This is a genomic window from Thermoplasmata archaeon (assembly GCA_035622275.1).
Classification (GTDB): Archaea; Thermoplasmatota; Thermoplasmata; order Lutacidiplasmatales; family UBA184; genus Lutacidiplasma.
This window is the reverse complement of the sequence record DASPVQ010000013.1, coordinates 34371-56740: the sequence shown is the minus strand read 5'-3', so window position 1 is coordinate 56740 and position 22370 is coordinate 34371. Positions and strand designations below refer to the sequence as shown.

Annotated in this window: 19 protein-coding genes and 2 tRNA genes; 12 read left to right on the top strand and 9 right to left on the bottom strand. The window is 72.3% G+C overall.

Annotated features, from left to right (window positions below):
- Nucleotides 1-846: a glycosyltransferase gene (locus VEL82_03565; protein ID HXW66939.1), complete on the bottom strand. Its 846-nt coding sequence runs from the start codon at nucleotides 844-846 to the stop codon at nucleotides 1-3.
- Nucleotides 836-1078 (bottom strand): PRC-barrel domain-containing protein, encoded by a 243-nt coding sequence (locus VEL82_03560; protein HXW66938.1) that lies wholly within the window; start codon nucleotides 1076-1078, stop codon nucleotides 836-838. The genes VEL82_03565 and VEL82_03560 overlap by 11 nt, the downstream gene beginning before the upstream one ends.
- A gap of 167 nt (nucleotides 1079-1245) precedes the next feature.
- Between VEL82_03560 and VEL82_03555 the strand changes: the two genes are divergently transcribed.
- Genes VEL82_03555 through VEL82_03540 form a run of 4 tightly spaced genes read left to right on the top strand, consistent with a single transcriptional unit; the run spans nucleotide 1246 to nucleotide 2663 of the window.
- A complete protein-coding gene (locus tag VEL82_03555; GenBank protein ID HXW66937.1) occupies nucleotides 1246-1611 on the top strand; it encodes a 50S ribosomal protein L18e in 366 nt (121 codons plus the stop codon).
- The gene (gene rplM / locus VEL82_03550; GenBank protein HXW66936.1) at nucleotides 1604-2044 is read left to right on the top strand and encodes a 50S ribosomal protein L13; all 441 of its coding nucleotides are present in this window, start codon (nucleotides 1604-1606) and stop codon (nucleotides 2042-2044) included. Before VEL82_03555 ends, rplM begins: the two co-directional genes overlap by 8 nt.
- Entirely contained in the window at nucleotides 2041-2448 is a 408-nt protein-coding gene (locus tag VEL82_03545; protein HXW66935.1) for a 30S ribosomal protein S9, read from the top strand. The genes rplM and VEL82_03545 overlap by 4 nt, the downstream gene beginning before the upstream one ends.
- 26 nt (nucleotides 2449-2474) lie before the next feature.
- Nucleotides 2475-2663, top strand: a complete 189-nt coding sequence (locus tag VEL82_03540; protein HXW66934.1) for a DNA-directed RNA polymerase subunit N — start codon at nucleotides 2475-2477, stop codon at nucleotides 2661-2663.
- Between the two features lie 54 nt (nucleotides 2664-2717).
- Here the strand turns inward: VEL82_03540 and VEL82_03535 are convergent, their stop codons facing one another.
- The 3 genes from VEL82_03535 to VEL82_03525 all read right to left on the bottom strand — a co-directional run bounded on the left by VEL82_03535 (nucleotide 2718) and on the right by VEL82_03525 (nucleotide 9297).
- Entirely contained in the window at nucleotides 2718-6080 is a 3363-nt protein-coding gene (locus VEL82_03535; protein ID HXW66933.1) for a PKD domain-containing protein, read from the bottom strand.
- Between the two features lie 125 nt (nucleotides 6081-6205).
- Nucleotides 6206-8431, bottom strand: coding sequence for a CDC48 family AAA ATPase (locus VEL82_03530; GenBank protein HXW66932.1), 2226 nt, complete (start codon nucleotides 8429-8431; stop codon nucleotides 6206-6208).
- Nucleotides 8432-8475: 44 nt separating this feature from the next.
- Complete coding sequence (locus VEL82_03525; protein ID HXW66931.1) at nucleotides 8476-9297, bottom strand: DUF72 domain-containing protein; 822 nt, start codon at nucleotides 9295-9297, stop codon at nucleotides 8476-8478.
- Nucleotides 9298-9404: 107 nt separating this feature from the next.
- Between VEL82_03525 and VEL82_03520 the strand changes: the two genes are divergently transcribed.
- From VEL82_03520 to VEL82_03485, 8 genes are all read left to right on the top strand, one after another.
- Nucleotides 9405-10319 carry a hypothetical protein gene (locus VEL82_03520; protein ID HXW66930.1) on the top strand — a complete coding sequence of 305 codons (915 nt, stop codon included), beginning with the start codon at nucleotides 9405-9407 and terminating at the stop codon, nucleotides 10317-10319.
- A gap of 42 nt (nucleotides 10320-10361) precedes the next feature.
- Nucleotides 10362-10973, top strand: coding sequence for an MBL fold metallo-hydrolase (locus tag VEL82_03515; protein ID HXW66929.1), 612 nt, complete (start codon nucleotides 10362-10364; stop codon nucleotides 10971-10973).
- Between the two features lie 3 nt (nucleotides 10974-10976).
- Complete coding sequence (gene cgi121 / locus VEL82_03510; GenBank protein ID HXW66928.1) at nucleotides 10977-11543, top strand: KEOPS complex subunit Cgi121; 567 nt, start codon at nucleotides 10977-10979, stop codon at nucleotides 11541-11543.
- A gap of 40 nt (nucleotides 11544-11583) precedes the next feature.
- Nucleotides 11584-11684 (top strand) — tRNA-Gly (locus VEL82_03505).
- A 65-nt stretch (nucleotides 11685-11749) separates the two neighbouring features.
- Nucleotides 11750-11833 (top strand) — tRNA-Ser (locus VEL82_03500).
- Nucleotides 11834-11883: 50 nt separating this feature from the next.
- Nucleotides 11884-14514 carry a DNA mismatch repair protein MutS gene (gene mutS, locus VEL82_03495; protein HXW66927.1) on the top strand — a complete coding sequence of 877 codons (2631 nt, stop codon included), beginning with the start codon at nucleotides 11884-11886 and terminating at the stop codon, nucleotides 14512-14514.
- Nucleotides 14511-16241 (top strand): DNA mismatch repair endonuclease MutL, encoded by a 1731-nt coding sequence (gene mutL / locus VEL82_03490; protein HXW66926.1) that lies wholly within the window; start codon nucleotides 14511-14513, stop codon nucleotides 16239-16241. Before mutS ends, mutL begins: the two co-directional genes overlap by 4 nt.
- The gene (locus VEL82_03485) at nucleotides 16238-16789 is read left to right on the top strand and encodes a hypothetical protein (GenBank protein ID HXW66925.1); all 552 of its coding nucleotides are present in this window, start codon (nucleotides 16238-16240) and stop codon (nucleotides 16787-16789) included. Before mutL ends, VEL82_03485 begins: the two co-directional genes overlap by 4 nt.
- Nucleotides 16790-16793: 4 nt before the next feature.
- Here VEL82_03485 and VEL82_03480 read toward each other — a convergent pair whose 3' ends face one another.
- The 4 genes from VEL82_03480 to psmB all read right to left on the bottom strand — a co-directional run bounded on the left by VEL82_03480 (nucleotide 16794) and on the right by psmB (nucleotide 22213).
- The gene (locus tag VEL82_03480; protein HXW66924.1) at nucleotides 16794-17942 is read right to left on the bottom strand and encodes a hypothetical protein; all 1149 of its coding nucleotides are present in this window, start codon (nucleotides 17940-17942) and stop codon (nucleotides 16794-16796) included.
- A 48-nt stretch (nucleotides 17943-17990) separates the two neighbouring features.
- The gene (locus VEL82_03475) at nucleotides 17991-19493 is read right to left on the bottom strand and encodes an alkaline phosphatase family protein (protein ID HXW66923.1); all 1503 of its coding nucleotides are present in this window, start codon (nucleotides 19491-19493) and stop codon (nucleotides 17991-17993) included.
- An 82-nt stretch (nucleotides 19494-19575) separates the two neighbouring features.
- Nucleotides 19576-21480, bottom strand: a complete 1905-nt coding sequence (locus VEL82_03470; GenBank protein HXW66922.1) for a beta-CASP ribonuclease aCPSF1 — start codon at nucleotides 21478-21480, stop codon at nucleotides 19576-19578.
- Between the two features lie 55 nt (nucleotides 21481-21535).
- Nucleotides 21536-22213 (bottom strand): archaeal proteasome endopeptidase complex subunit beta, encoded by a 678-nt coding sequence (gene psmB, locus VEL82_03465; protein HXW66921.1) that lies wholly within the window; start codon nucleotides 22211-22213, stop codon nucleotides 21536-21538.
- Nucleotides 22214-22370: the final 157 nt, after the last annotated feature.

Here is a 22370-nt window from a genome sequence, read left to right as displayed (position 1 = left end):
TTAGGCCCCGAACGAGGGCGCGCTCGGCGTCCCCGGCCCGAGGCGGCGCCCGCGGCCCGTCACGACGCGGGCCGAGTAGCCGCCGAGGGCCCCGACCAGCCGCGCCCAGGCGATGACGCTGCGCTGACCGGCGAGGAGGCGGCGGATCCGGTAACGGCCCCAGAGGCTGCCGTGCTTCTCGGTCAGCTGCTTGCGGCCGTAGCCGTTCCAGAACGCCTGGTAGAGGAAGCGGATCGGCGTCGCGCGCAGGTGGTGGTAGACGACCGCCCCGGGGACGTAGCGGATCGACGCGCCGGCGCGCACCGCCCGCAGGTTGAGGTCGATGTCCTCGGCGGTGATGAAGCGCGGGTCGAAGCCGCCCAGCCGATCGAACAGCTCCCGGCGGTAGGCGAGGTTGGCGGTCGGGTACGTGACGTCGAATCCGCTCTGGAACAGCTCGACGCGCTCGAGGTTGCCGTACTGGGGCTTGCCCACCGTCACCGTCCGGCCCGCGAGCACCGGGGCCGTCGGCGCGGCCGCGCGCAGCGCGCTCAGCCAGTGGGAGTCGGGAAAGCAATCGCCGTCCGTGAACGCGATCCACGGCCCCCGGGCGTGCGCGGCCCCGACGTTCCGCCCGATGCCGCGCGAGCCGGGGTGCGACAGGACCCGCAGGCGCTCAGGGTGCCGCCGCGCATACTCGTCGGCGATGGCGCGCGTGCGGTCCCGGCTCTCGGACTCGACGAGAACGACCTCGAACGGGCCTTCCTGGAGGAGGAGGTTGTCGAGGAGGCGGGGGAGGTGGGCCTCCTCGTTTCGGACGGTGACGACGACAGTGACTAGATCGCCGGGAGCGTCGTCACTTCCCAATGTCCATCACGACGACGTCCTTCACCGCGCGCATGCTCTTGAAGGGAAGGACGAGACGGCCGGACGCATCGCTCTGGAAGAGCCGGGGCTCGACGTCCTCGCTCGGGGTGACGAGCACGTGCGCGATCCCGCCGGTCATCGTGTCGACCACGAAGTTGTCGATCGCGCCCAGGATCTGTCCGTCGTTCGTCATCACGGTCTTGCCGCGGAGCTCGGTGAGGAATCTGCGCATGGGGGAGGGGCCTCGCGCGTTCGATGGCGAGGTGGCGTATTTAACCGTTAGCGAGGAGCGGAACGCGTCGGCGAGCGCGCGCGCCGCCGGGGCGGACGGCGCGCGGTCGAGCGCGCGTCGGCGAGGCAACGCTTATATCGAGAACACAGGTCGAGGGCACCTCGCCCATGGCCCGCCCCTTTCGTCAGAAGAATCCGGAGCTCCACCGCGTCGTCGTCGCGCTGCGACGGGCCGCCGACGCCCACGACGCGGCGATCTGGGGCGCGGTCGCGGACCGGCTCGAGCGGCCCCGCCACGGCGCGCGGCCGCTGAACGTGGGACACCTGGAGCGGATCGCGGAGGCCGAGGAATGGATCGTCGTGCCGGGTAAGCTGCTCGCGGACGGGCCGCTGTCGAAGCCGATCACCGTCGGCGCCGCGGCGTACTCGGGCGGCGCCCGCGAGAAGGTCCACGCCGCCGGCGGGGCCGCGCTGTCGATCCTGGAGCTGGTGCACGCGCGACCGGACGGCGCGGGGGTGCGGCTCCTTGGCTGAGGCGACATCGAGCCCTCCGACGGTCATCGACGCGACCGGCCTTGTCCTCGGACGGGCGGCGAGCCTGATCGCCCAGCGCCTGCTGGCCGGCGAGACGATCGTGGTCGTCAACGCGGAAAAGAGCGTGATCACGGGCTCGCGACGTCAGGTCGTCGCGCACTACACGGCCGCGCGGGCGCGCGGGTCGGTCCGCTCGGGCCCCCACTTTCCGCGCTACGCGGACCGCATCTTCCGCCGCACGGTGCGCGGCATGCTGCCGCATCTCAAGACCCGCGGCAAGCTCGCCTACCGTCGCCTCGAGGTCCACCTCGGCGTTCCCGAGCCGCTGCGCGGGAGCCCGTTCGCTACCCTCGAGGGGGCGAAGGCGCGGCCGGCCCTCCGCCCGCCGGTCACCCTCGGCGAAGTCACGGTGCTGCTGGGGGCCCGCGCGTGAAGGCCCCGCAGGTCGTGCTGGCGACGGGCAAGCGCAAGGCGGCGGTCGCCCGCGCGACCGTCCGCAAGGGCGCCGGGCGCGTGCGCGTCAACGACCGGCCCCTCGAGCTCGTCGAGCCCGAGGTGGTCCGCCTGAAGATCCAGGAGCCGCTCCTCATGGTCGGCGAGCGCACCCGCAGCCTGGACATCTCGGTCCGCGTCCGCGGCGGGGGGATCGTCGGCCAGGCCTCCGCCGCTCGCACGGCGGTCGCGCGCGGACTTTTGGAGTGGCTCAAGGACGGCGCGCTGCGCGAGACGTTCAAGCACTACGACCGCTCGCTGCTGGTGAACGACCCGCGCCGCAAGCTGCCGAAGCGCCCCGGCGGCCGCGGCGCCCGCAAGCGCCGGCAGAAGTCGTACCGCTAGACGGAGGTCCGGGTCCGATGACGATGATGGTGCCGGTGCGCTGCTTCACCTGCGGCGCGGTCATCGGCCAGTACTGGGACGAGTACCGGGAGCGGACGGCCCGGGGCGAGCCGGCCGGCGAGGTCCTCGACGGCCTCGGGCTCCACCGCTACTGCTGCCGGCGGATGCTCCTGACGCACGTGGACCTGCTTGACGAGGTCGGACCGTACGGCTAGCGCCTCCCGTGCGGTCGCGCCCCTCACGCGCGGCGGGCGAGGGGAGCGGTCGGGCTAGGACTCGTCGTCCTCGTCCTCTTCGTCCTCGTCCTTGTCCGCCGGCCGGCTGCGGCCGCGATCGGCGCCCGCGCGTCCGGAGCGCGCGCCGCCCGACCGACCCGTGCGGCGGCGGTAGAACAGGTAGATCAGCGCGATCACGACCACCACCGCGACGCCGATCGCGACGTACTCGAGGAGCGTCGTCGTCGGGTTCGGGTTCACCGTGACCGACTTCGTCACGGTCTGCGGCCCGTTGATGTAGCTGCCGAAGTACTCGTTCTGCGCCGTCGTGTTGGCGTAGAGGACGTAGTTACCGGTCGCGCCGGGGGTCCAGGTGATCTCGGCGCGATAGGTCGTGTTGTACGCCATGCTCGGGACGAGCCCGGTGGCGAACGGCACGGAGTTGACCACGCCGCCGGAGTAGTTGTAGAACTTCACCGACGACGGCGAGCCGCCGATGTAGGTCCGCGCGGTCCCGCTCGGGCTCGTCAGGTAGAAGGCGACGCTGACGTTCTGGGCGACCGACTTGGAGCCGCCCTGGGACGTGAAGTTGACCCAGATCGTGTAGGACGTGCCCGCGTTGAAGGTCGACGAGGCGGTGAGGTTGTTCGATGCCATGATCGGCGCGATCGTCGCGTTCGGGCTCACCGACAGCGCCTGCGTCGCCCAGCCCCGGTTCCCGTTGAGGTCCCAGACCGTGAGGTTGACCGTGTACGCCTTGAGCTGCGCGGGCAGCCAGAACGTCGGGTACGGCTTGACCGCGGTCACGTTGCTGCCCAGGTGCACCGAGGAGTTGCCCGAGTTCGTTACCAGCCAGTAGTACTTCGTGATCGACCCGTTGTGCGGGTCGGTCGCGTTGGCGCCGTTGAGCTGCACCTTGGCCGTGAGATTGCTCGCCGTGACGACGCCGCTGCCCGAGACCGGCTTTCCGGCGGAGTTGAGCACCTGGAAGCTCGAGGTCGGCTTCTCCGTGTCGTTGACGAGGATCACCAGGTAGGCGTTCGCGCTCTGGCCGGTGCCCGACCAGACCGTGAGCGTCACGTTGTACTGCCAGCCCTTGAAGGTGACCGCGCTGCCGTTGATCGTGGTCGAGCTCGAGTAGTAGACCCCGGCGCCGAGGTACTGGTACGAGAAGTTCGACTCGAAGCTCGCGCCGAGGCTGACCGAGTAGTTCTGGGTCAGCTTGAAGCCCTTCGCGGCGAGCTGGAAGTAGGCGACGCTGCGCACGCCCGGGATCGGCGCGCTGGGCGAGACGCTCGCACTGCTCAGTGACGCATTGAGGTACAGCACGGTCCCCCAGTTGACGAACACGTACGGGTGCCCGTTGATCGTGCGATTCTGGCTCGCGCTCGCGTTGGTGCTGATGACGGCGGTCACCGGCCCCTGGGCGACCCAGACGTAGAACGTCGTCGAATTGACCAGACCGCCGGAGCTGGTGACGGTGAGCGTGCCGGAGTACGGCGTGGTGCCGCTCGCGACGGCGTAGGTGTGGTTCGTCGTCGCCTGCCCGGTCGTCGTCATCCCGCCGTCGCCGAAGTTCCAGACGAACTTGGTGCCGTTCGTGCCGGCCGGGTAGGTGGAGTTGAGCGCGCTGAACGTCGCGTTCTCGCCGACGCCCACGACGACCGTGTAGTTGCCGTGCGTCGCGTTGAGCACGTTCGCCTTGGAGAAGGCAAAGTCCGAGGTCGAGACGTTCACGTTCGCGGTGAGGTTGGCGTACTTCACGATCGAGAACGACGCCTGGCCCTGCGCGGTCTTCGACGGCAGCGAGACCAGGGTGAACTTCGTCCAGGTATTGTCGAGCCCGTTCGGCACGAGCTTCGTTCCCGCCGGGGCGCTGGTGCCGGCCGCCAGGACGTAGCCCGCGGGCAGGATCACGCTGTAGTTGAACGTGTCCGCGCTCGGGGAGTGCTGGAAGCCGAAGCTCAGCGTGTACGCCCCCGAGTTCCGGGCGACGGTGCCGTTGAGCTTGTAGGTCTCCGACCAGCCGAGGCTGATCCGCTTGGAGTCGGAGAGACCGCAGGTCGTCGTGCACGTCGAGGACTCGTTGGTGAGCGTCTGCGGCGTGCTGGGGCCGAGGAAACCGGTCCCGTTGATCGCGAGGCCGGCCTGGACAGCGGGGAAGAAGGGCCCGGACTGGTTCTCCCACTGGTAGAAGGCGCTGAGCGAGGAGGCGCTGAACGTCGTCGAGTGGTCGAAGTCGAGCCCGAGCTGGGCCCAGAGCTGACCGATCGAGGCGTTCGGCAGGTTCGGGAACACGGTGTCGTTGCCGAGGCTGGCCAGCGTCGTGACCGTGACGTTCCCGGTCCCCTTCGACACGTTGATCGTGCCGAGGTTGAGCGTCGTCTGGAAGATGCCCTTCTGGGTCGGGGTGAGCGTCGGGAACCAGACGTTCCGCGTGTACGGGGTCGGCGGCGAGGCGACGGTCAGCGGGTACCACATCGTCTGGTAGCCGATCGGCGACAGCACGACCTGGAAGTACTGCGACTGCGTGGTCGAGCTGAAGTTGCCCGGGTACGTCCCGAACGAGTAGAAGCCGCCGCCGGGCGTCGGACTGGAGTAGATCGCGCCGTTGTAGCCGTCCCAGACGGTGACGTTCCCGCCGTTGGGCACCTGGGCGCTCGGGCTCGCGAGCTGGTACTCGTAGCCGGACGCGAGGTACGGCTGGACCGAGACGTTGTCCCAGACGGTCGCGCGCGAGGCGATCGTCACCTTCGAGAAGTTGTAATAGGTGGTCGGGCCGGGGACGGCCGTCTTCAGCACCCAGGTCCCGATCGGCACCTTCAGCGAGTAGCTTCCGTCCGAGGCCGTCGTGTTGTTGACGAGCTGCACGTTGTTGTAGCCCGTGGCGAGGAGCTGCACCGTCGCCCCGGCCTCGGGCACGCCGCTCGACTTGACGACGCCGCGGAGCATCGAGTTGTAGGCGAACACCCCGATGTTCGTCAGGCTGGTCGGGTAGAGCGTCGTGGTGAGCGCGCTCACGTTGTAGAACGCGTAGGTCGGCGACTGGTTGACCGGCAGGATCCCGCACGGCGTGCACGTCGGCCCGAGGCTCAGGTTCGTCTGGGCGGGGATGTACACCGACCAGTAGCCCGGCCCGAGCGCGCCGCTCGTGCCGCTCGACGTGAAGTTGAACTGCCCGCCGGTGCCGAACGTGGTGCTCACGTAGACGGCGCCGGTCGCGCGCGAGAGGAGGTCGACGCTCACTCCTGCCGGCACCGGGGGCGCCGAGGGGCCGCCGGGCTGGCGCGCGTACCCCGTCAGCGTGTAACTCGGTGTCGATCCGGCCTGGGCGGCTCCTCCCACCGCTGCCAGTGTTCCCACGAGCAGCAGCAGTACGACCACCGCGAAGGTGGCGCGCGGCAGGTGACTGACCAACGGTTTCACGTCTCCCTATTCGACCCCCCTATCGGGGGCGCGGCGCCGAACCTTGCCACCCTACTTATAGCTTTGCCGGGACGCTCTCCACCGGCGGAAGCCCCGCCGATTTTTCGCGGATTTCTCTACCGGTAGATCGCCTGGCCGGGTTCCTCGCGACGGCGCCCGACACGCTCGCGCACGAGGTGCTTTTCGAACTCCTCGTAGAAGCGCAGTACGTCCGCGTCGCACGACGCCCGGACCTGCTTGAGGGCCGCGTCGAAGTGGGCGCGGGTTACCTTCGAGGCCTTCAGGTTCTCGCGGATCGCGGTGAGGCCGGCCTCCCGGCACAGCGCGGCGAGGTCGCTGCCCACGTACCCCTCGGTCCGCGCCGCGAGCTCGGCGAGCTCAACGTCGTCGGCGAGGGGCATCTTGCGCGTGTGGACGCGCAGGATCTCGACCCGGCCCGCCGCGCTCGGCGGCTCGACGTACAGCATGCGGTCGAAGCGGCCGGTCCGGAGGAGCGCCTCGTCGATGATGTCCGGTCGGTTCGTCGCCGCGATCACGAGGACCCGCTCCAGTGACTCGAGCCCGTCGATCGAGGTGAGCAGCTGGTTGACGATGCGCTCGGTGACGCCGCTCGACGTCTGGAGTCCGCGGCGCGGCGCGATCGAGTCGATCTCGTCGATGAAGACGATTGACGGCGAGGCCTGTCGGGCCTTCTTGAAGATCATCCGGATCGCCTTCTCGCTCTCCCCGACCCACTTGCTCATCACCTCGGGTCCCTTCACTGAGATGAAGTTCGCCTGGCTCTCCGTGGCCGCGGCCTTGGCGAGGAGGGTCTTGCCGACCCCGGGCGGCCCGTAGAGCAGGATGCCCCGCGGCGGATCGATGCCGATGTGGCGGTAGACCTGGGGATTCTTGAACGGTAGCTCGACGGATTCCTCGAGGATCCGCCGGACCCTCTCGACGCCCCCGACCTCGTCCCAGTGCGTCGTGGGGACCTCGACCGCGACGTCGCGCAGGCTCGACGGCTCGATCTGCGTGAGGGCTTCCTTGAAGTCGGTCTCCGTGACCTTCATGCGCTCGAGCAGCGAGAGCGGGATCGGCTGATCGAAGTCGATCTCGGGCAGGTAGCGCCGCAGGGCCCGCATCGCGGCTTCGCGCGCGAGCGAGGACAGGTCCGCGCCCACGAAGCCGTGGCTCATCGCCGCGAGCTCTTTCAGGAGGCGCTCCCGCTCGCGCTCGCTGCCGTCGATCGGCATCCCTCGGGTATGGATCTGCAGGATCTCCAGGCGCCCCTCCTGGGTCGGCACCCCGATCTCGATCTCCCGGTCGAAGCGCCCGGGTCGACGGAGCGCCGGGTCGATCGCCTCCTCGCGGTTCGTCGCCGCGATCACGATGACGTTGCCGCGCCCGCTCAGCCCGTCCATCAGGGTGAGCAGCTGCGCGACCACGCGGCGCTCGACCTCGCCGACGACCTCGTCGCGCCGCGGGGCGATCGAGTCGAGCTCGTCGATGAAGATCACGCTCGGCGCGTTCTTCTCCGCCTCCTCGAACTTCTCGCGGAGCTCCTTCTCGCTCTCGCCGTAGTACTTCGAGATGATCTCGGGGCCCTGGATGCCGATGAAGTGGGCGCCGGCCTCGTTCGCGACGGCCTTGGCGATCAGCGTCTTGCCCGTGCCCGGCGGCCCGTAGAGCAGCACGCCCTTCGGCGGAGTGATGGCGAGCCGGTCGAACAGCTCGGGGTGCTTGAGCGGCAGCTCGATCATCTCCCGGACGCGGCCGAGCTTCTCCTTGAGTCCGCCGATGTCCTCGTAGGAGACGCGCGGGGCCGCGACCTCGGTCTCGCTGACCGTCTCCTCCTTGATCGTGATCAGCGTCGACGGGGCGACCTGGACGATCCCTTTCGGCTGCGTGGCGACCACCATGAACGGCAGCGAGCCGCCCATCAGGAACACGCCGGGGATCACGAAGACGTCCCCGCGGACGAACGGCCGACGGGCGAGCGCCTTCGCGACGAAGCTCTCGAGGCCCGGGCCAAGGTCCATCCGCGCGCTCCCCGCATAGATCGGAGCGATCGTCACGGAGTCCGCGCTCGGGCAGTCGACGCGCTGCACCTGGATCCGGTCGCCGATGCTGACGCCGGCGTTGCGGCGGACGACCGCCTCGATCCGCACGAGCCCCTTGCCCTCGTCGTCGGCCTGGGCGCGGCTGACGATCGCCGGGGTCGCCTTGCGGCCGCGGACCTCCACGACGTCGCCCAGACCGACCTTCAGGCGCTGGCGGGTCTGGACGTCGAGGCGGGCGGTCCCGAGACCGATGTCCTGCTGGAACGCCTCCGCGACCCGGAGCGTGAGCGCCTCCCCCATCGCCGAGCGTCGTGGGGCGCCGACGTGCCAAAAAGCTTACCCTGCTACGGTGGCCGCCCGCCGCCGTCGAGCGTGCGCTGGCCCGCGCCGTGCGCGGCCCGCCGAAGCTCGGGGGCCGGCTCGCCCAGGACCCCCGCGAGGGCCGCGACGGTACCGGGGCCGAAGCCCATGAAGTGGTTGTTCGCGTAGGCGTAGACGAGCCCGGCGGCCCGCGCCTCCTCCTCGAAGCGGGAGCGCATCCGTTCGAGATCGCGCGTGCGGTCCCGCTGGACCCGGTCGAACCGGGTCAGCGCGCGGTCGCCCACGAAGCGGGCGTAGACGAACGGGCCGGTCGTCCAGGCGGGCGGCTCGGTGCCCGGGACCACCGACCAGACGAGCGCGGCGCCCCGGTCGGCGAGGGCAGCCTCGGTCGCCGGCACCCACCAGGACCCGTGGCGCAGCTCGACCGCGAGCGGGACCTCCCGGGGCACGCGGTCGAGGAGGCGCTCGAGCTTCGCGACGCCCGACGGTGCCCGGAACGACGCCGGGAACTGTAGTACGATCGCCGCGAGCTTGCCGGCTCCTCGCAGGGGACCGAGCGACGAGAGGAAATCGCCGAGCACCCGCTCGCCGACCGCCTCGTCGGCGTCGTGCGTGACGTTGCGCGGGACCTTGAGCGAGAAGCGGAAGCCGCTGGGAGTCCGCTCGGCCCAGCGGCGGACCAGGAAGGGGGTCGGCGCGCGGTAGAAGCTCGAGTCGACCTCCACCGTGCGGAACACGCGGGCGTAGCGCTCCAGGAACTCCCCGGGGGGGGTGCCCGCGGGGTAGAACGGGCCGACCCAGTCGTCGTAGGCCCAGCCGGAGCAGCCGAGCCAGTAGCGGCCCATCGGCGGCGCGTCGCCTCCGCCGAAGATGAGGGTTTCGTGCCGCGAATGCCGCGCGCGTGCCCGACGAACGGAAGCGAGATATCCCCCACCCTACGGTCACGCCGACGATGTCGCGCGCGGCTCCGCCGTCCTCGGTGCTGGGGCGGCTCCTCGAGACCGCCGGCTACCGCCTCGACTCCCGGCACCATGCGATCCTGGCGGTTCGAAGCGTCGACCACCGCGCCGTCCTGATCGTGCGCGCGCCGCGATCTCCGGCCGAGGTCGAGAGCTGGTTCCCGGCCGACGCCGTCCACCGTACGATCGTCTACGACGACGAACCCGGAGCCCACGCGCGCTCGATGGCCGCGGACCGGGGGATCGAGGTGCTCTCGCCGGAGACGCTCGGCCCCGCCCTCGGGGAGCTCCTGCTCCCGTCGCCGATCGGTCCGGCCGCGCCCGGGGGGGAGGGGTACGACGCGACCCCGCTCAGTCCTCCGCTCGCGGTGCTCCCGGAGGGCGAGCGGATCGTCCGACCGCGCCTCGGTCGGACCGAGGCCGAAGCGCTGGCGGGCATCGACGGCTCGCGCTACGTCCTGCGGCTCGTGCCGTTCTACGTCGCCCCGTACCGCATCCGCCCGCTCGCGCCGTCGGGGGTCCCGGGGGCGGTCCTGCACCGCCTCGTCGCGGTGAACGCGATCAGCCGTCGGGCGGAGGTGTGGGAGGACGGCGAACGGGAGCTCGTGGAGGCGATCGACGAGCCGCACCAGCGGCTCGCACCCCAGCTCGGCGAATCCGCGGCGCTCGCGATCGCCGTCGACGCGATCCGCCGGCACCACACGATCGACGTCGAGCACACCGAGCAGCACGACGGCGCGCTGGTGATCGAGACCCGGCGGATCCTTCCCGCCGCGGACGATCTGCGGATCGCCCCGCTCGCGCTGCTCCTCGTTCCGTTCTGGTACGCCGAGGCCGCCGAAGGCCGCGTCGTCCTCGACGGGGTCACCGGCCGGCGGGTCAGCCCGTCGGACGGCGGCGGCGCTTGAGCGGAGCCCGGGGTCAAATAGGCCGCCCCGCTCGGCGCGCCCGTGCTGCTCGATCAGTTCCGCGTCGGCCCGTACCTCAACTTCACCTACCTCGTTGCCGAGCGGGACGGCGGCGAGGGCGTGGTGATCGATCCGTCGTTCGGGATCGACCCGGTCCTGTCGGCGATCGACGCCCGCGGCGTCAAGGTCCGCTACATCCTCAACACCCACAGCCACCCCGACCACGTCGCCGGCAACCAGGACGTCCGCGACCGCACCGGCGCGAAGGTCGTCGCTCACCGGGTCGCGCCGCTCCACCAGGACGTGTCGGTCGACGACGGCGATGCCCTCAAGGTCGGAGCGATCGGCTTCGAGGTCGTGCACACCCCGGGCCACACGAAGGACAGTGTCCTCTACGTCTTCGAGGGCAACGTCGCGACCGGCGACACGCTGTTCGTCGGCGAATGCGGCCGCACCGACCTTCCTGGCGGCGATCCGGCGGAGATGTACGATAGCTTGCACCGCCGGCTCCTGGCGCTCGACGACGCGCTCGTGGTGCTGCCCGGCCACGACTACGGTCCTACCCCGACCTCCACGATCGGGCGCGAGAAGCGCGAGAACTACGTCCTCGCGCCCCGGACCCGGGAGGAGTTCGTCCGCTTCATGCGGGAGTGAACCGTGCCGCCGCTGCCCCCACCCGAGGAGCGGACGCTGCGCGCCGTCGGGGCGCGCCGCAGCGCCCCGGGCGTCCCCAGCGTTCCGACGCTCGTCACGGCGCTGCGCGCGATCGCCCAGGAGTCCGGCGCGCTCGTCGCCGTCTTCGACGCACGGGCGATCGCCGGCGAGCGCCATCTGTTCTCGGCCTGGGCGCATCTCGGACGCTCCCGGGCCCGTGGCGAGAGCCGGTTGCGGGATCGTGCCGCCGAGCTCGCGCTCTACGTCGCGGGCGACGACCAGCTGCCGCGCGCCCTGGCCAAGGTCGGCGCCTCGGCCTCGAGCGAGCAGTTCGTCGTCGTCGCCGAGCGGCCGGTCGACCCCGGGGGGCTGCTGCCACGCTTCGAACTTGCCGAGGACCCGTCGGCGTACCCCCGGCCGGTGGACGCGACGACGCTCGAGCGGCTCGGCATCGGCGTCGCGGAGCGGGCGTCGGTCCCGGCCGACCGCTGGGAGGGTCTCGTGCTCGAGCGGGTCGCGCTGATCGAACTCACGGCGCCGGCACGCCGCGAGCCGGCGGCAAAGCATTAACCGCGGGCCGCGGTCGCCCGCCTCGCCTCCGGCCGGCGCTGCAGGTGTAATCTAGTGGTAGGATGTCAGCCCTCCAAGCTGACCACCCGGGTTCGAATCGACGGGCCCCCACGACCTGTCGCGGATCTCCCGGCACCTGCATCCGACGCCGGCCGCGGGCTCGAATCCGAGGGTTTATCCTCGGGAGCCCCGCTCGGGCCGGATGCGCTGAGGTAGCCTAGTCCGGCAAGGCGCCAGCCTTGAAAGCTGGTGGCGATTCCGCCACGGGAGTTCGAATCTCCCCCTCAGCGTGGCGCCCCGCCGCGCCATTATATCTCGCGGACCGCTCCCCGCGGTCCCCATGCCCGAGGCGAGCGTCCCGACGCCGCTGATGGAGCAGTACGAGGGGGTGCGGGCTCGCTTTCCGGGCCACCTCGTCCTGTTCCGGGTCGGCGACTTCTACGAGACGTTCGGCGATGACGCGCGCCTGCTCTCCCGGGAGCTCGACGTCGTGCTGACCGCCCGGGCACCGGACGCCCACGGCGAGCGGACCCCGATGGCCGGGGTCCCCTACCACGCCGTGGAGTCCTACCTGGGCCGGCTCGTGCGACGCGGCTACAAGGTCGCGGTCTGCGACCAGGTCGAGGACGCCCGCTTCTCCAAGGGCCTCGTACGTCGCGAGGTCACGCGCGTCGTGACGCCCGGCACGGTCGTCGAGGACCGGCTCCTCGGCGGACCGGACCACAGCTTTCTCGCGATCGTCGTCGATCCCCCCCGGGAGGCCGGGGCGTTCGCGGCCGTCGACATCACGACGGGCGAGTGGTTCCACGGGGCGGCGGACGGCCCGGGACCCGAGGGCCTGCTGTCCTCGGTCGCGCCGTTCCAGCCGCGCGAGGTCCTCTTCTCGGCGCCCGGCGATCTCCGCAGCGCGGCGCTCGCCGGGGCGCTGCGCCGAGAGTTCCCCGGCGCGCGGATCGAGCCCGCTCCCCCTCCGCTCGCGGAGGGGGAGCTCCCGGTCTCCCTGCCCCGGGCCGGATCGGCCCCCGCCTCGACGCTCGAGGCGGACCGGCGGCTCGCGGCCTACCTCAGCGTCACCCAGCCGCGCCTGCTGCCCCACCTGACGCTGGTCGACCGGGGGGCGGGCGGACGTCGGCTCGTCCTCGACGCGACGACGCTGCGACACCTTGAGATCCGCCGCCCGATGAACCCGGACGATCCAAAGGGCGCAACGCTGCTCGGCGCCTGGGACGAGTCGGTCACCGCCGCCGGCCGACGGACGCTCGAGTTCTGGCTGACGAACCCGCTCGCCGAGGTCGAGGCGATCCGCGAACGCCAGGAGGCGGTCGCGGCGCTCGTCGACCGCCCCGCCGCCCTCGAGGAGATCCGCGCCGTCCTCGCGCGCGTCGGCGATCTCGCGCGGATCGCGTCGCGGGTCGCCGGCCGTCGGGTCCGGCCCCCGGAGCTGGGCACGCTCCGCGGAGGCCTGGAGGCCGTCGCCGCGCTGGCCGGTCCGCTGACGGGTCTGCCGAGCACCGGCCGTCTCGGCCGCCTCGCCGCCGAGCTCGTCCCACCGGCCGAGCTACGGGCGGTCCTCGACCGCGCGCTCCCCGAGGTGCTGCCCGCCAGCGAGGAGGCCGGCGGCCTCTTCCGGACCGGTCACGTCCCCGAGGTCGACCGCGAGCGGGCGAAGGAGCAGGCTGCGCTCGACGCGCTCGCAGCGCTCGAGCGGACCGAGCAACAGGCGACGGGCATCAAGGGCCTGAAGCTCGGCTACAACCAGGTATTCGGCTACTACTTCGAGGTGACCCGGCCGCATCTCGCCCGGGTCCCCGCCCACTTCCATCGGCGCCAGACGGTGGCGCAGGCGGAGCGGTTCACCTCCGAGGCGCTCGACGATCTCGCGCGTCGGGTGCTCCAGGCGCGGGAGAGCGCGCGGACGGCCGAGGCCGCGGGCTGGGAGGCGTTCCTCGCGGACGTCGACCGGCACGTCGGGACGATCTACCGGCTCGCCCGGGCCGTCGGCGAGCTCGACGCGCTCGGGACCTTCGCGCACGTCGCCGCGGGCCGCGGCTACGTCCGCCCGACGGTCGACGGCTCGACGGCGCTCGTCGTGCGGGACGGGCGCCACCCCGTGCTCGACCGGGGCCTCGGCGCCGGCTTCGTGCCGAACGACGTCGAGCTCGACGGGGAAGGGGACCGGCTGCTCGTGCTGACCGGTCCCAACATGAGCGGCAAGTCGACCTACATGCGCCAGGTCGGGCTGCTCGTGGTCCTCGCCCAGGCGGGCTCGTTCGTGCCGGCGAAGTTCGCGCGGATCGGCCTCGTCCGCCAGCTGTTCACGCGCATGGGCTTCACGGACGAGATCGGTCGGGGCAAGTCGAGCTTCATGGTCGAGATGAGCGAGGTCGCGGAGATCCTGCGGGCCGCGGACCCCCGCTCGCTCGTGCTCCTCGACGAGGTCGGCCGGGGCACGAGCACCTTCGACGGGCTCGCGATCGCTTGGGCGACGCTGCGGCACCTGAACGACACGACGCGGGCGCGCTGCATCCTCGCGACGCACTACCATCAGCTGACCGACCTCATCGGCGGGCTCGCCGGGGCGCGCAACGCCCACCTCGCGGTCCGGGAGGGGCCCGACGGCGTCGTCTTCCTGCACCGCCTCGTGCCGGGGAGCACCGACCGCAGCTACGGCGTCCACGTCGCGAAGCTGGCCGGGGTGCCGGACGGCGTCCTGCGCGAGGCCGAGCGGCTGCTGCGCGAGCTCGAGCGAGAAGGGATCGGACCGGCGCCCGCGCGGGGGGGCCGCGGCCGCGGTCCGCGCTACACACAGGCGGTGCTGCTCGGGGACGCGCCGGCCGCGGCGGATCCGATCCGCGACGCCCTGCGCGGCGCCGATCTGGAGCGGATGACGCCGCTCGAGGCGCACCGGACGCTCGCGGAGCTGCGCGCGAAGGTCCGCGCGGCCGATGCGGCGGAGCCGCGCGGACCGTGAGCGCGGGCGGACGGCGGCCCATCCGCCGGCTGGAACCCCGCACGATCGAGCGGATCGCGGCGGGCGAGGTCGTCGAGCGGCCGGCCTCGGTCGCCAAGGAGCTCGTGGAGAACGCGATCGACGCGGGCGCCCAGCGCGTGAGCGTTCGCCTCGACGGTGGTGGACTCGAGCGGATCGTCGTCGAGGACGATGGCGAGGGGATCCCGCCGGAGGAGCTCGGGCTCGCCGTCGAGCGACACGCGACCAGCAAGCTCGCCCCCGACGGGCCGATCGACGCCATCGCCACCCTCGGCTTCCGCGGCGAGGCGCTCGCCTCGATCGCCTCGGTCGCCCGCGTGCGCCTGCTGTCTCGGCCCGCCGGCGAGGAGGTCGGCCACGGGATCCGGATCGAGGGCGGCGAGGTCGCCGGCCGCTTCCAGGCGCCCCGCGCCCCCGGGACGACCGTGGAGGTCGCCGACCTGTTCTACCGCACGCCGGCCCGTCGCAAGTTCCTCAAGAGCCCCGCGGCCGAGCAGCTCGAGATCGTGCGGACGCTCGCCCGGGTCTACCTCGCCCGGCCCTCGGTCGCGCTGCGGGTGAGCACCGGGGACCTGGAGCTCGCGGTCTACCCGGCCAGCGTGCGGCTTACGGATGCGGCGGCGCGCGTGCTGGGGCCGGAAGCGGCGCGCGGCGCGATGGCCCTTGACGCGCCGGTCCCCGGAGGCCGGATCGAGGGGTGCCTCGGGGCGCCGGCGAGCGGCGCGGCGACCTCGACCGGGCTCTACCTGTCCGTGAACGGCCGCGCGGTGATCTCGCGTTCGATCCCACAGGCCGTGCGCGCCGCCTACGGCGACTCGATGCCGCGCGCCCGATTCCCCGTCGGGGTGCTCGCGTTCACGATCGGTCGCGACGGGGTGGATGTCAACGTCCATCCGACCAAGCGGGAGGTGCGCTTCGCCCGCGAGCGCGAGCTCCTCGACGCGCTGCGCGTCCGCGTCCGGGAGGCGCTGATCGAGGCGCCGGCCCCGTCGGAGGCGCCGCTCGGCCGGCCGAGCCCCGCCGGGCGGGCACGGATGCCGCCCCCTCCCTTGACCGCCGCCCGATCGTCCCTCGTCCAGGCCCGGCTCGACGTGAGCGCGGGGCGCTCGGAACCCGCCCTCGTGGCCGCGCCGGCCCGCTGGGAACTGCTCGGCTGCGTGGATCGGCTCTACTGGGTCGCGCTCCGCGACGGTGGACTCGTGCTCGTCGACCAGCACGCCGCCAGCGAGCGCTTGCTCTTCGACGAGCTGCGGCGCGACGGGCGGCTCGCCCGCCAGCAGCTGGTCGCCCCGGTCGCGGTGACGCTGACCGCGCTCGAGCGCGCGACGCTCGCCGCGGAGTCCGAGGCCGTGACCGCCGCGGGGTTCGACGTCGAGGGCTTCGGGCCGGAGGCTGCGCTCGTGCGCGCCGTGCCCAGCTACCGTGTCGTTCGCGCGGCGGCCGCGGCGCTCGCCGGCCTGCTCGACGAGCTCGCCGATGGCGTTTCCGCGGGGGTCGGGCCCGGGGCGGCCGAGCGGCGTGCCGCGACGATCGCCTGCCATGCCGCGATCCGGGCCGGCGACGAGATCGAACCGGCGACGATGGGGGCCGTGCTCGCCGCGCTCGACGCCGAGCCGGGCCGCGCCGGTTCCTGCCCGCACGGCCGCCCGATCTTCCTTGCGCTGCCCCGCGCGCGCCTCGACCGATGGTTCCTGAGGTCCGGCGCGTGAGCCCCGGCCGCACGGGCCGCGGGCGCCGCCGCGCCGAGGCGTCGCTCGTCGATGCCGCCCGGCGCCACCTCGAACAAGAGGGGTTCCGGGTGTGGGTCGACCCGGACGGCCGCGACTACTTCGACCTGGTCGCCCGGCGCGCGGACGAGGTCGGCCTGGTCGAGGCAAAGGTCGCGGACGGCCGCGCGGTCCTGGCGCAGGCGCTGCGGCGGCGGGCCTGGGGCGACTGGGTCGCGGTCGTCGTCGCCTCCGAGCGCACCGCGCGGGCGCTCGAGGCGCTCACGCGCGACGGACGGGCCGCGCCGGTCGGCCTCTGGTGGACCGAGGGCGACGCGCTGCGCATCCTGCGGGCGCCGCGGGCCTGGGCACGGCCGGGCGAGCCCGATCCGTTCGTCGAGCTGCGGGCCCGCTTCCGACGGGTGCTCGACGCGCTCGAGTCCGGAGCGCTGCCGAGCCCGGTCCGCTGGGACGGTGTCGTGGGCGAGGTCCGCCGCGCCTCGGGCGGCCGGGGGTTCCGGGAGTGGCGCCTCGACGAACCCGGACGCTAGGGGCTCAGGCGCCGCCGGGGCGGGTCGCCTCGGCGATCCCCGCCGCGACGCGGGCGGGGTCGAACTGGGCCGCGTAGCGCTCGCCGGCGCTCGCGAGCGGGCGGCGCGCGGCCGGGTCGGCGAGCAGCTCGGCGAGCACGGAGGCGAACTCGCCGGCGTCGTCGCCGGGCAGCGCGCGGAGGGCCTCGCCGGGTTCGACGGGCAGGCGCACGCCGGGGCCGACGATCGCGCTGCGACCGGCGCGCAGCGCGTGGACCACCCCCGGGTCGAAGCCCGGAAGGCGCCGGGCGAAGACCGCGACGTCGGCGGCGGCCAGTGCCCGGGCGAGGGTCGTCCCGTCGCGCTCGGGCGCGACGGTCACGTGCGCCTCGGCCGGTGCGCTCGCGCCGGTCACGATCAGCCGCGCCCCCGGGAAGAACGAGCGCACCCTACGGAACGCCTCCCGGGCCCGGTCGATGCCCGACGGCTCGGCCTGCTCGAACGCCGCGGGTGCCGCGACGACCGGCACGTCCGGCGGGATGCGCCAGGCCGCCCGGGCGTCCTCGGTCGAGGGCGCGTCCGGTAGCCGGGCGACGGCGGGGAGGGCCACACGGCACCGGCTCTCGGGGATCGCGTAGCGCTCCTTCAGGAGCGCGGGGACCCCGGGCGTGTCGTAGAAGAGGCGATCGGCCTCGGCGAGCGCCGCGGCCTCCAGGCGGCGGATCGCCCGGCGGTCCAGCCATCGATCCAGGCGGTCGCGGATTCCGGTCGGGCTGCCCGAGGGGCCCGAGCGATCGAACGCATCGAGCTCGAGCCCCCGGACGAACCCGGCGAGAAGGGGCCCCGTCCCCCGGCTCCGCCGCAGACCCAGTCGTCCGAGCCCGATCGGGTCGCGGAGCACGAGCTCGACCTCCGGACGCAGGCGGCGGGCGGCCGCGCCCGCGAGCTCGGCGGCCTCGACCGCGGCGCCGGGCCGGCGCAGGGCGAGCTCGACCGGCGCCTCCTCGACGCCGGGCGGTGCCGGGGCGCCGTCCTCGGGCCCCGGGAAGACCACCCGCACCCGGTCGCCGCGCTCGGCGAGGGCTGCGGCGAGGCCCCAGGCCGCCGCCCCCGGGGCGTACGGATCCGCGGAGGGCGGCGCGAGGGCGACGACGTCGACCGTCCGGGACGCCATCGGGCGCGCCTAGGGGGAGCGGCCGAAAAACGTTGGGGTCCACCGCCCTCAGGCGGCGAGGCCGAGGCGGCGGCCGAACGATCGGCCGGCCATCGCGGGGGAGACGTCGGCCCCCATCCCCTCGAGGACCGTCGGCGCGACGTCGAGGAGGCTGAGCGGTCCCTCCTCCGCGCCCGGTCGCACGCCGTCGCCGGCGCCGATCAGGATCCCGTCCATCCGGTGCGTGCCGCAGCCGTAGAAGAACTCCGGCCGCTCGCGGATCAGCGGCGAGGGGTAGCTGAAGTCCATCCGCGGCTCGGTGCACATGCTGTCGACCCGGATCAGGAGCGACGGCGCGCGCAGCAGGTTGCGCCCGCGGTAGATCTTCTCGGGCTCGAGCACCTCGATCCGGGCGTCGGGGTAGGCCTCGAGGCGGCGGCGGATCTCGGCGAGGATCGCCGGACGCTGCTCGGGCGTGACGGCCGGGTGGCGCGGGTTGAGGTAGATCCCCTCGGGAACCGGGTAGGAGTAGGCGAGCGTCCGGTGCCAGTCGATGCGTTCGGCCATCCGCTCGAACGAGCCCGCGCCGCTCAGCAGGTGCGACAGGGCCTCCGCCCGGCTGCCCCGCAACAGGTCGGCGACCGGCTTCGCCAGGACGCGGCCGGCTCCGTGGCGCTGGCTCCAGAGGATCATCCGGGCGAGCAGGTTGCGCCCGTCGACCTCGCTGCCGTCGCGGAAGACGAGGAACCCCTCGGCCTCGAGCCAGCGGTTCGTGAAGAAGTCCGACTGGATCGCGCCGTGTCCGTGGTCGCTGATGACCAGCGTCACCGCCGGACCCCCCGCGGAGCGGAAGGCGCGGTCGACCTCGGCGCACGCGGAGTCGACCGCCCGCCAGAAACCGAGCAGGTCGGCCGGGATCTCCGACACCGGCCGGCTGAGCTCGTTCCAGTACTGGTGCTCGACCCGGTCGGTCTCGCGGAACAGCGTGAACAGGAAGTCGGGGCGATGGCCCTCGGCGAGCGCGGCCGCGGATCGACCGCGCTGGAGCACCGTGCGCGTCGCGAGCGCCAGCCATCCCGCGCGATCCGATTCCCGGTGCACGGGCAGCTCCGGCGGGTACGGCGCGCCGAGCGCGCCCTCGACCTCCGCGGAGAGCTCGCGCGGGTACATCACCGGGCGCTCGGAGAACATGCCGGGGATCACGAAGCCGTGGAGGGGGTAGCCGGCGCTGAGCGGGAAGTTGAGGACCCCGACCTTGACGCCGAGCCGGGACAGTCGGTCCCACATCGCCTCCGCGGGCCGGAACGTCTTGACGAGCTGGGAGTGGCCCGGGCCCTCGGTCGGCTCCGTGAAGCCGTAGATGCCGAGCTGACCGGGATCCTGCCCCGTCGCGAGCGAGTACCACGCCGGGATCGTCTTCGCCGGGTAGACGGAGGTCAGCGGCGCGCGCACCCCGCGCCGGACCATCGAGCGCAGGAACGGCAGCTCGCCGGCCTCCATGAGCGGGTCGAGCAGCGTGAACGTCCCGCCGTCGAGGCCGAGCAGGAGGAAGCGGCGCGTAGGAAGGGTCATCCGGAGTCTTCGCCCCGCATCGTAGTGAGCGCTTTATCAGCGGCGGTCGGACGGTATAAATCGTTTGGTCCCGCCGGCGCGGCTACAGCAGCCGGATCGCCTCGAGGTTGTAGGGCACCCGCGACTCCAGGTTGAAGCGCTTGTGGAGGCTGGAGGAGAGGTCGACGGCCTTCGCCTCCTCGCCGTGGTTCAGGATCACCCGCTGGGGCCGGGGGTCGAGCGAGGCCACGAAGTTCATCAGCTGGACGCGGTCGGAGTGGCCGCTGAACCCCTCCACGGTGGCGATCTCGAGGCGGATCGGGACGGACGCCTGGCGCTGCCCGTCGAGGAACGTCGTCTCCGCGAGCCCGCGCTGCAGGCGCCGGCCGAACGTGCCGTCCGCCTGGTAGCCGACGAAGAGCAGGGCGTTGCGCTCCTCCGGCGCCCAGCCGCGGAAGTACTCCATCACCGGCCCGCCGCTCATCATGCCCGAGGTCGCGAGCACGATGCACGGCTCCTTCCCGTCGATGATCCCGCTGCGCATCGCGGCGGAGTCGACGCGGTGGAAGACGTCGGAGAGGAACGGGTTGTCGCCCTGCTGGAAGATCTGCGTGCGCAGCTGGCTGTTCAGGAACTCGGGGTAGGCGGTGTGGATCGCGGTCGCCTCCGCGATCATGCCGTCCAGGTAGACCGGCACCCGCGGGATCTTGCCCTCCCGCATCCGCTCCTCAAGGACCAGCATCACCTCCTGGGAGCGTCCGACCGCGAACACCGGCACCACCAGGTGGCCGTTGCGGGCGAGGACCTTGGTCACCAGAGCCGCGAATTCGTCGGACGCCTGCTGGCGGCTCGGCTGGACGTCGCGGTAGCCGCCGTACGTCGACTCGAGCACGAGCGTCTCGAGCCGGGGGAACCGGTTGGTCGCCGGGTTGAACAGCCAGGTCCGCTCGAACTTGATGTCGCCGGAGTAGGCGAGGTTGTGGTCGCCGTCGCCGAGATGGAAGTGGCAGATCGACGAGCCCAGGATGTGGCCGGCGTTGTGCATCGTCAGCCGGATGTCCGGCGCGATGTCGGTCGTCTCGCCCCAGCGCAGCGGGATCGTCCGCCAGACGAGCTCGCGGACCTGGGCCGAGTCGTAGAGGCCGCGGCGCGCCTCCTGGTTGACAACCTTGATTGCGTCGAGGAGCATCAGCGTCATCAGATCGCGGGTGGGCGCGGTGCAGTAGATCGGCCCCTTGTACCCGTACTTGAGGAGCACCGGGACGAGGCCGCAGTGGTCGAGGTGGGCGTGGGTCACGACCACCGCGTCCAGCGAGTCGAGCGGCAAGAGCTCGGGCGCGTTGAAGAACGGCGTGCGGTCCGAGCCGGGATCGATGCCGCAGTCGATGAGCACCTTGGAGTTCTGCGTGGTCAACAGGTGGGCGCTGCGCCCCACCTCCCGGTAGCCACCGAGCGCGGTGTTGCGGGCCCACAGCTTCTCGGGCAGGGGGTCCCGCGCGATGCGGATGCCGACCTTCTTGAGGAAGGCGCGGCGATCATCGAAGGAGTTGCGCAGGTGGATCCGCACCTCCTCGACGGTCTTGGAGGGGATCGGCGGGGTCCGGATGACGGTCGGCACCCAGCCGATCCGCCGCTTGAGGTCGTTGAGGACCGAGCCCCCGCGACCGATCGCGGCGCCCGGGTTCGCGGCCTCGATCGTCACCTCGCCGGTCTCGGGCTCGAAGAACAGCTGGTTGACCTCGGCCTCGGGCGGGATCACCTCGCGCACGAGCTTCTCGGCCTCCTTCGGATCGATCAGGACCTCGGGATCGCTGCGGACGACCACGCGGCGGTGCAGCCGCTGAGCGATCTGGCGCAGGAGGTCGCCTCCGGAGAGGAACGAGTCGAGCTGCTTGGTGTAGAGGACGATGTGGGGTCCCTCCAGCTCGATGTCGGTGACCTCGACGTTCTCGGGAAGCACCTCGCGCAGTGCCTGTCGTGTCTGGTCCAGCAGAGAGTCGAAACTCATTCGCGCCACGAAGGGGTTGGTCCGAAGGGGTTGCCCGAGCTCCGGGCCGGAACGGCTACGCCGGCACCGGAGGTATCGGAATCTTGAGGGCCTTCAGACGCTTATTAATTTCGTCGTCCGACAGCTCGCGGTAGTCCTTCGGGGTGATGACGTGGACGATGTAGCCGTCCCCGCTCGCGCTGTCGCGTCGCATCGCGACCGTCAGCCCCCGCAGCGCGAGATCGACGCCGTCGGCCGTGGCGAGATCGCGCGAGTAGCCCTCCTCGAGCAGCCCGTAGGCGAACGTCGAGCCCGAGCCGATCGAGCAGTACCGGTCCTCGATGCACCCGCCGGCCGGGTCGACGGAGAAGACGTGGCCGCCCTTGCCGTCCACACCGCCGAGGATCAGCCAGGCGTAGTACGGGTAGAAGCGGCTGCCATTGAGGATGTTCGCGAGCAGCGTCGCCGCGCCCTCCGCGCTCACCGGCCCGTTGCGGCGCAGCCGGTAGAGGGCGACCTCCGCCTTCAGGTAACGCGCGAGGACCTGCGCGTCGCCGACCATGCCGGCGATCGTGACGCCGAGGTTCGCGTCGACCTTGAAGACCTTGGTCGTCTGCTTGTTCGCGATCATGGTGCCGGCGGTCGCCCGACGCTCGGAGGCGAGGACGACCCCGTCCTTGCAGACGAGGCCGATCGTCGTCGTGCCCTTGAGTAGGCGCTCCTCGTCCTGCGGGCTCACCGCCGGATGCGTCATCGATCGATCTCCTCGGAAGTCGGCCTGCGAGCCGACCCGGGCTCGCTATATAACGGCTCACCGGGCGATTACGCCCGGGCCACCGAGGAACCTGGGGGAACGCGGTAGCCGGACCGACCGCGGGCCGCGCGCGGGGCGCGGCAGGGCACACCGATTA

Excerpts from the sequence above, each read along its gene's own strand:
- VEL82_03560 (HXW66938.1), bottom strand. The coding sequence starts at position 1,078 with ATGCGCAGATTCCTCACCGAGCTCCGCGGCAAGACCGTGATGACGAAC.
- VEL82_03555 (HXW66937.1), top strand. The coding sequence starts at position 1,246 with ATGGCCCGCCCCTTTCGTCAGAAGAATCCGGAGCTCCACCGCGTCGTC.
- VEL82_03540 (HXW66934.1), top strand. The coding sequence starts at position 2,475 with ATGGTGCCGGTGCGCTGCTTCACCTGCGGCGCGGTCATCGGCCAGTAC.
- VEL82_03530 (HXW66932.1), bottom strand. The coding sequence starts at position 8,431 with ATGGGGGAGGCGCTCACGCTCCGGGTCGCGGAGGCGTTCCAGCAGGAC.
- VEL82_03525 (HXW66931.1), bottom strand. The coding sequence starts at position 9,297 with ATGGGCCGCTACTGGCTCGGCTGCTCCGGCTGGGCCTACGACGACTGG.
- VEL82_03520 (HXW66930.1), top strand. The coding sequence starts at position 9,405 with ATGTCGCGCGCGGCTCCGCCGTCCTCGGTGCTGGGGCGGCTCCTCGAG.
- mutS (HXW66927.1), top strand. The coding sequence starts at position 11,884 with ATGCCCGAGGCGAGCGTCCCGACGCCGCTGATGGAGCAGTACGAGGGG.
- VEL82_03480 (HXW66924.1), bottom strand. The coding sequence starts at position 17,942 with ATGGCGTCCCGGACGGTCGACGTCGTCGCCCTCGCGCCGCCCTCCGCG.
- VEL82_03475 (HXW66923.1), bottom strand. The coding sequence starts at position 19,493 with ATGACCCTTCCTACGCGCCGCTTCCTCCTGCTCGGCCTCGACGGCGGG.
- VEL82_03470 (HXW66922.1), bottom strand. The coding sequence starts at position 21,480 with ATGAGTTTCGACTCTCTGCTGGACCAGACACGACAGGCACTGCGCGAG.
- psmB (HXW66921.1), bottom strand. The coding sequence starts at position 22,213 with ATGACGCATCCGGCGGTGAGCCCGCAGGACGAGGAGCGCCTACTCAAG.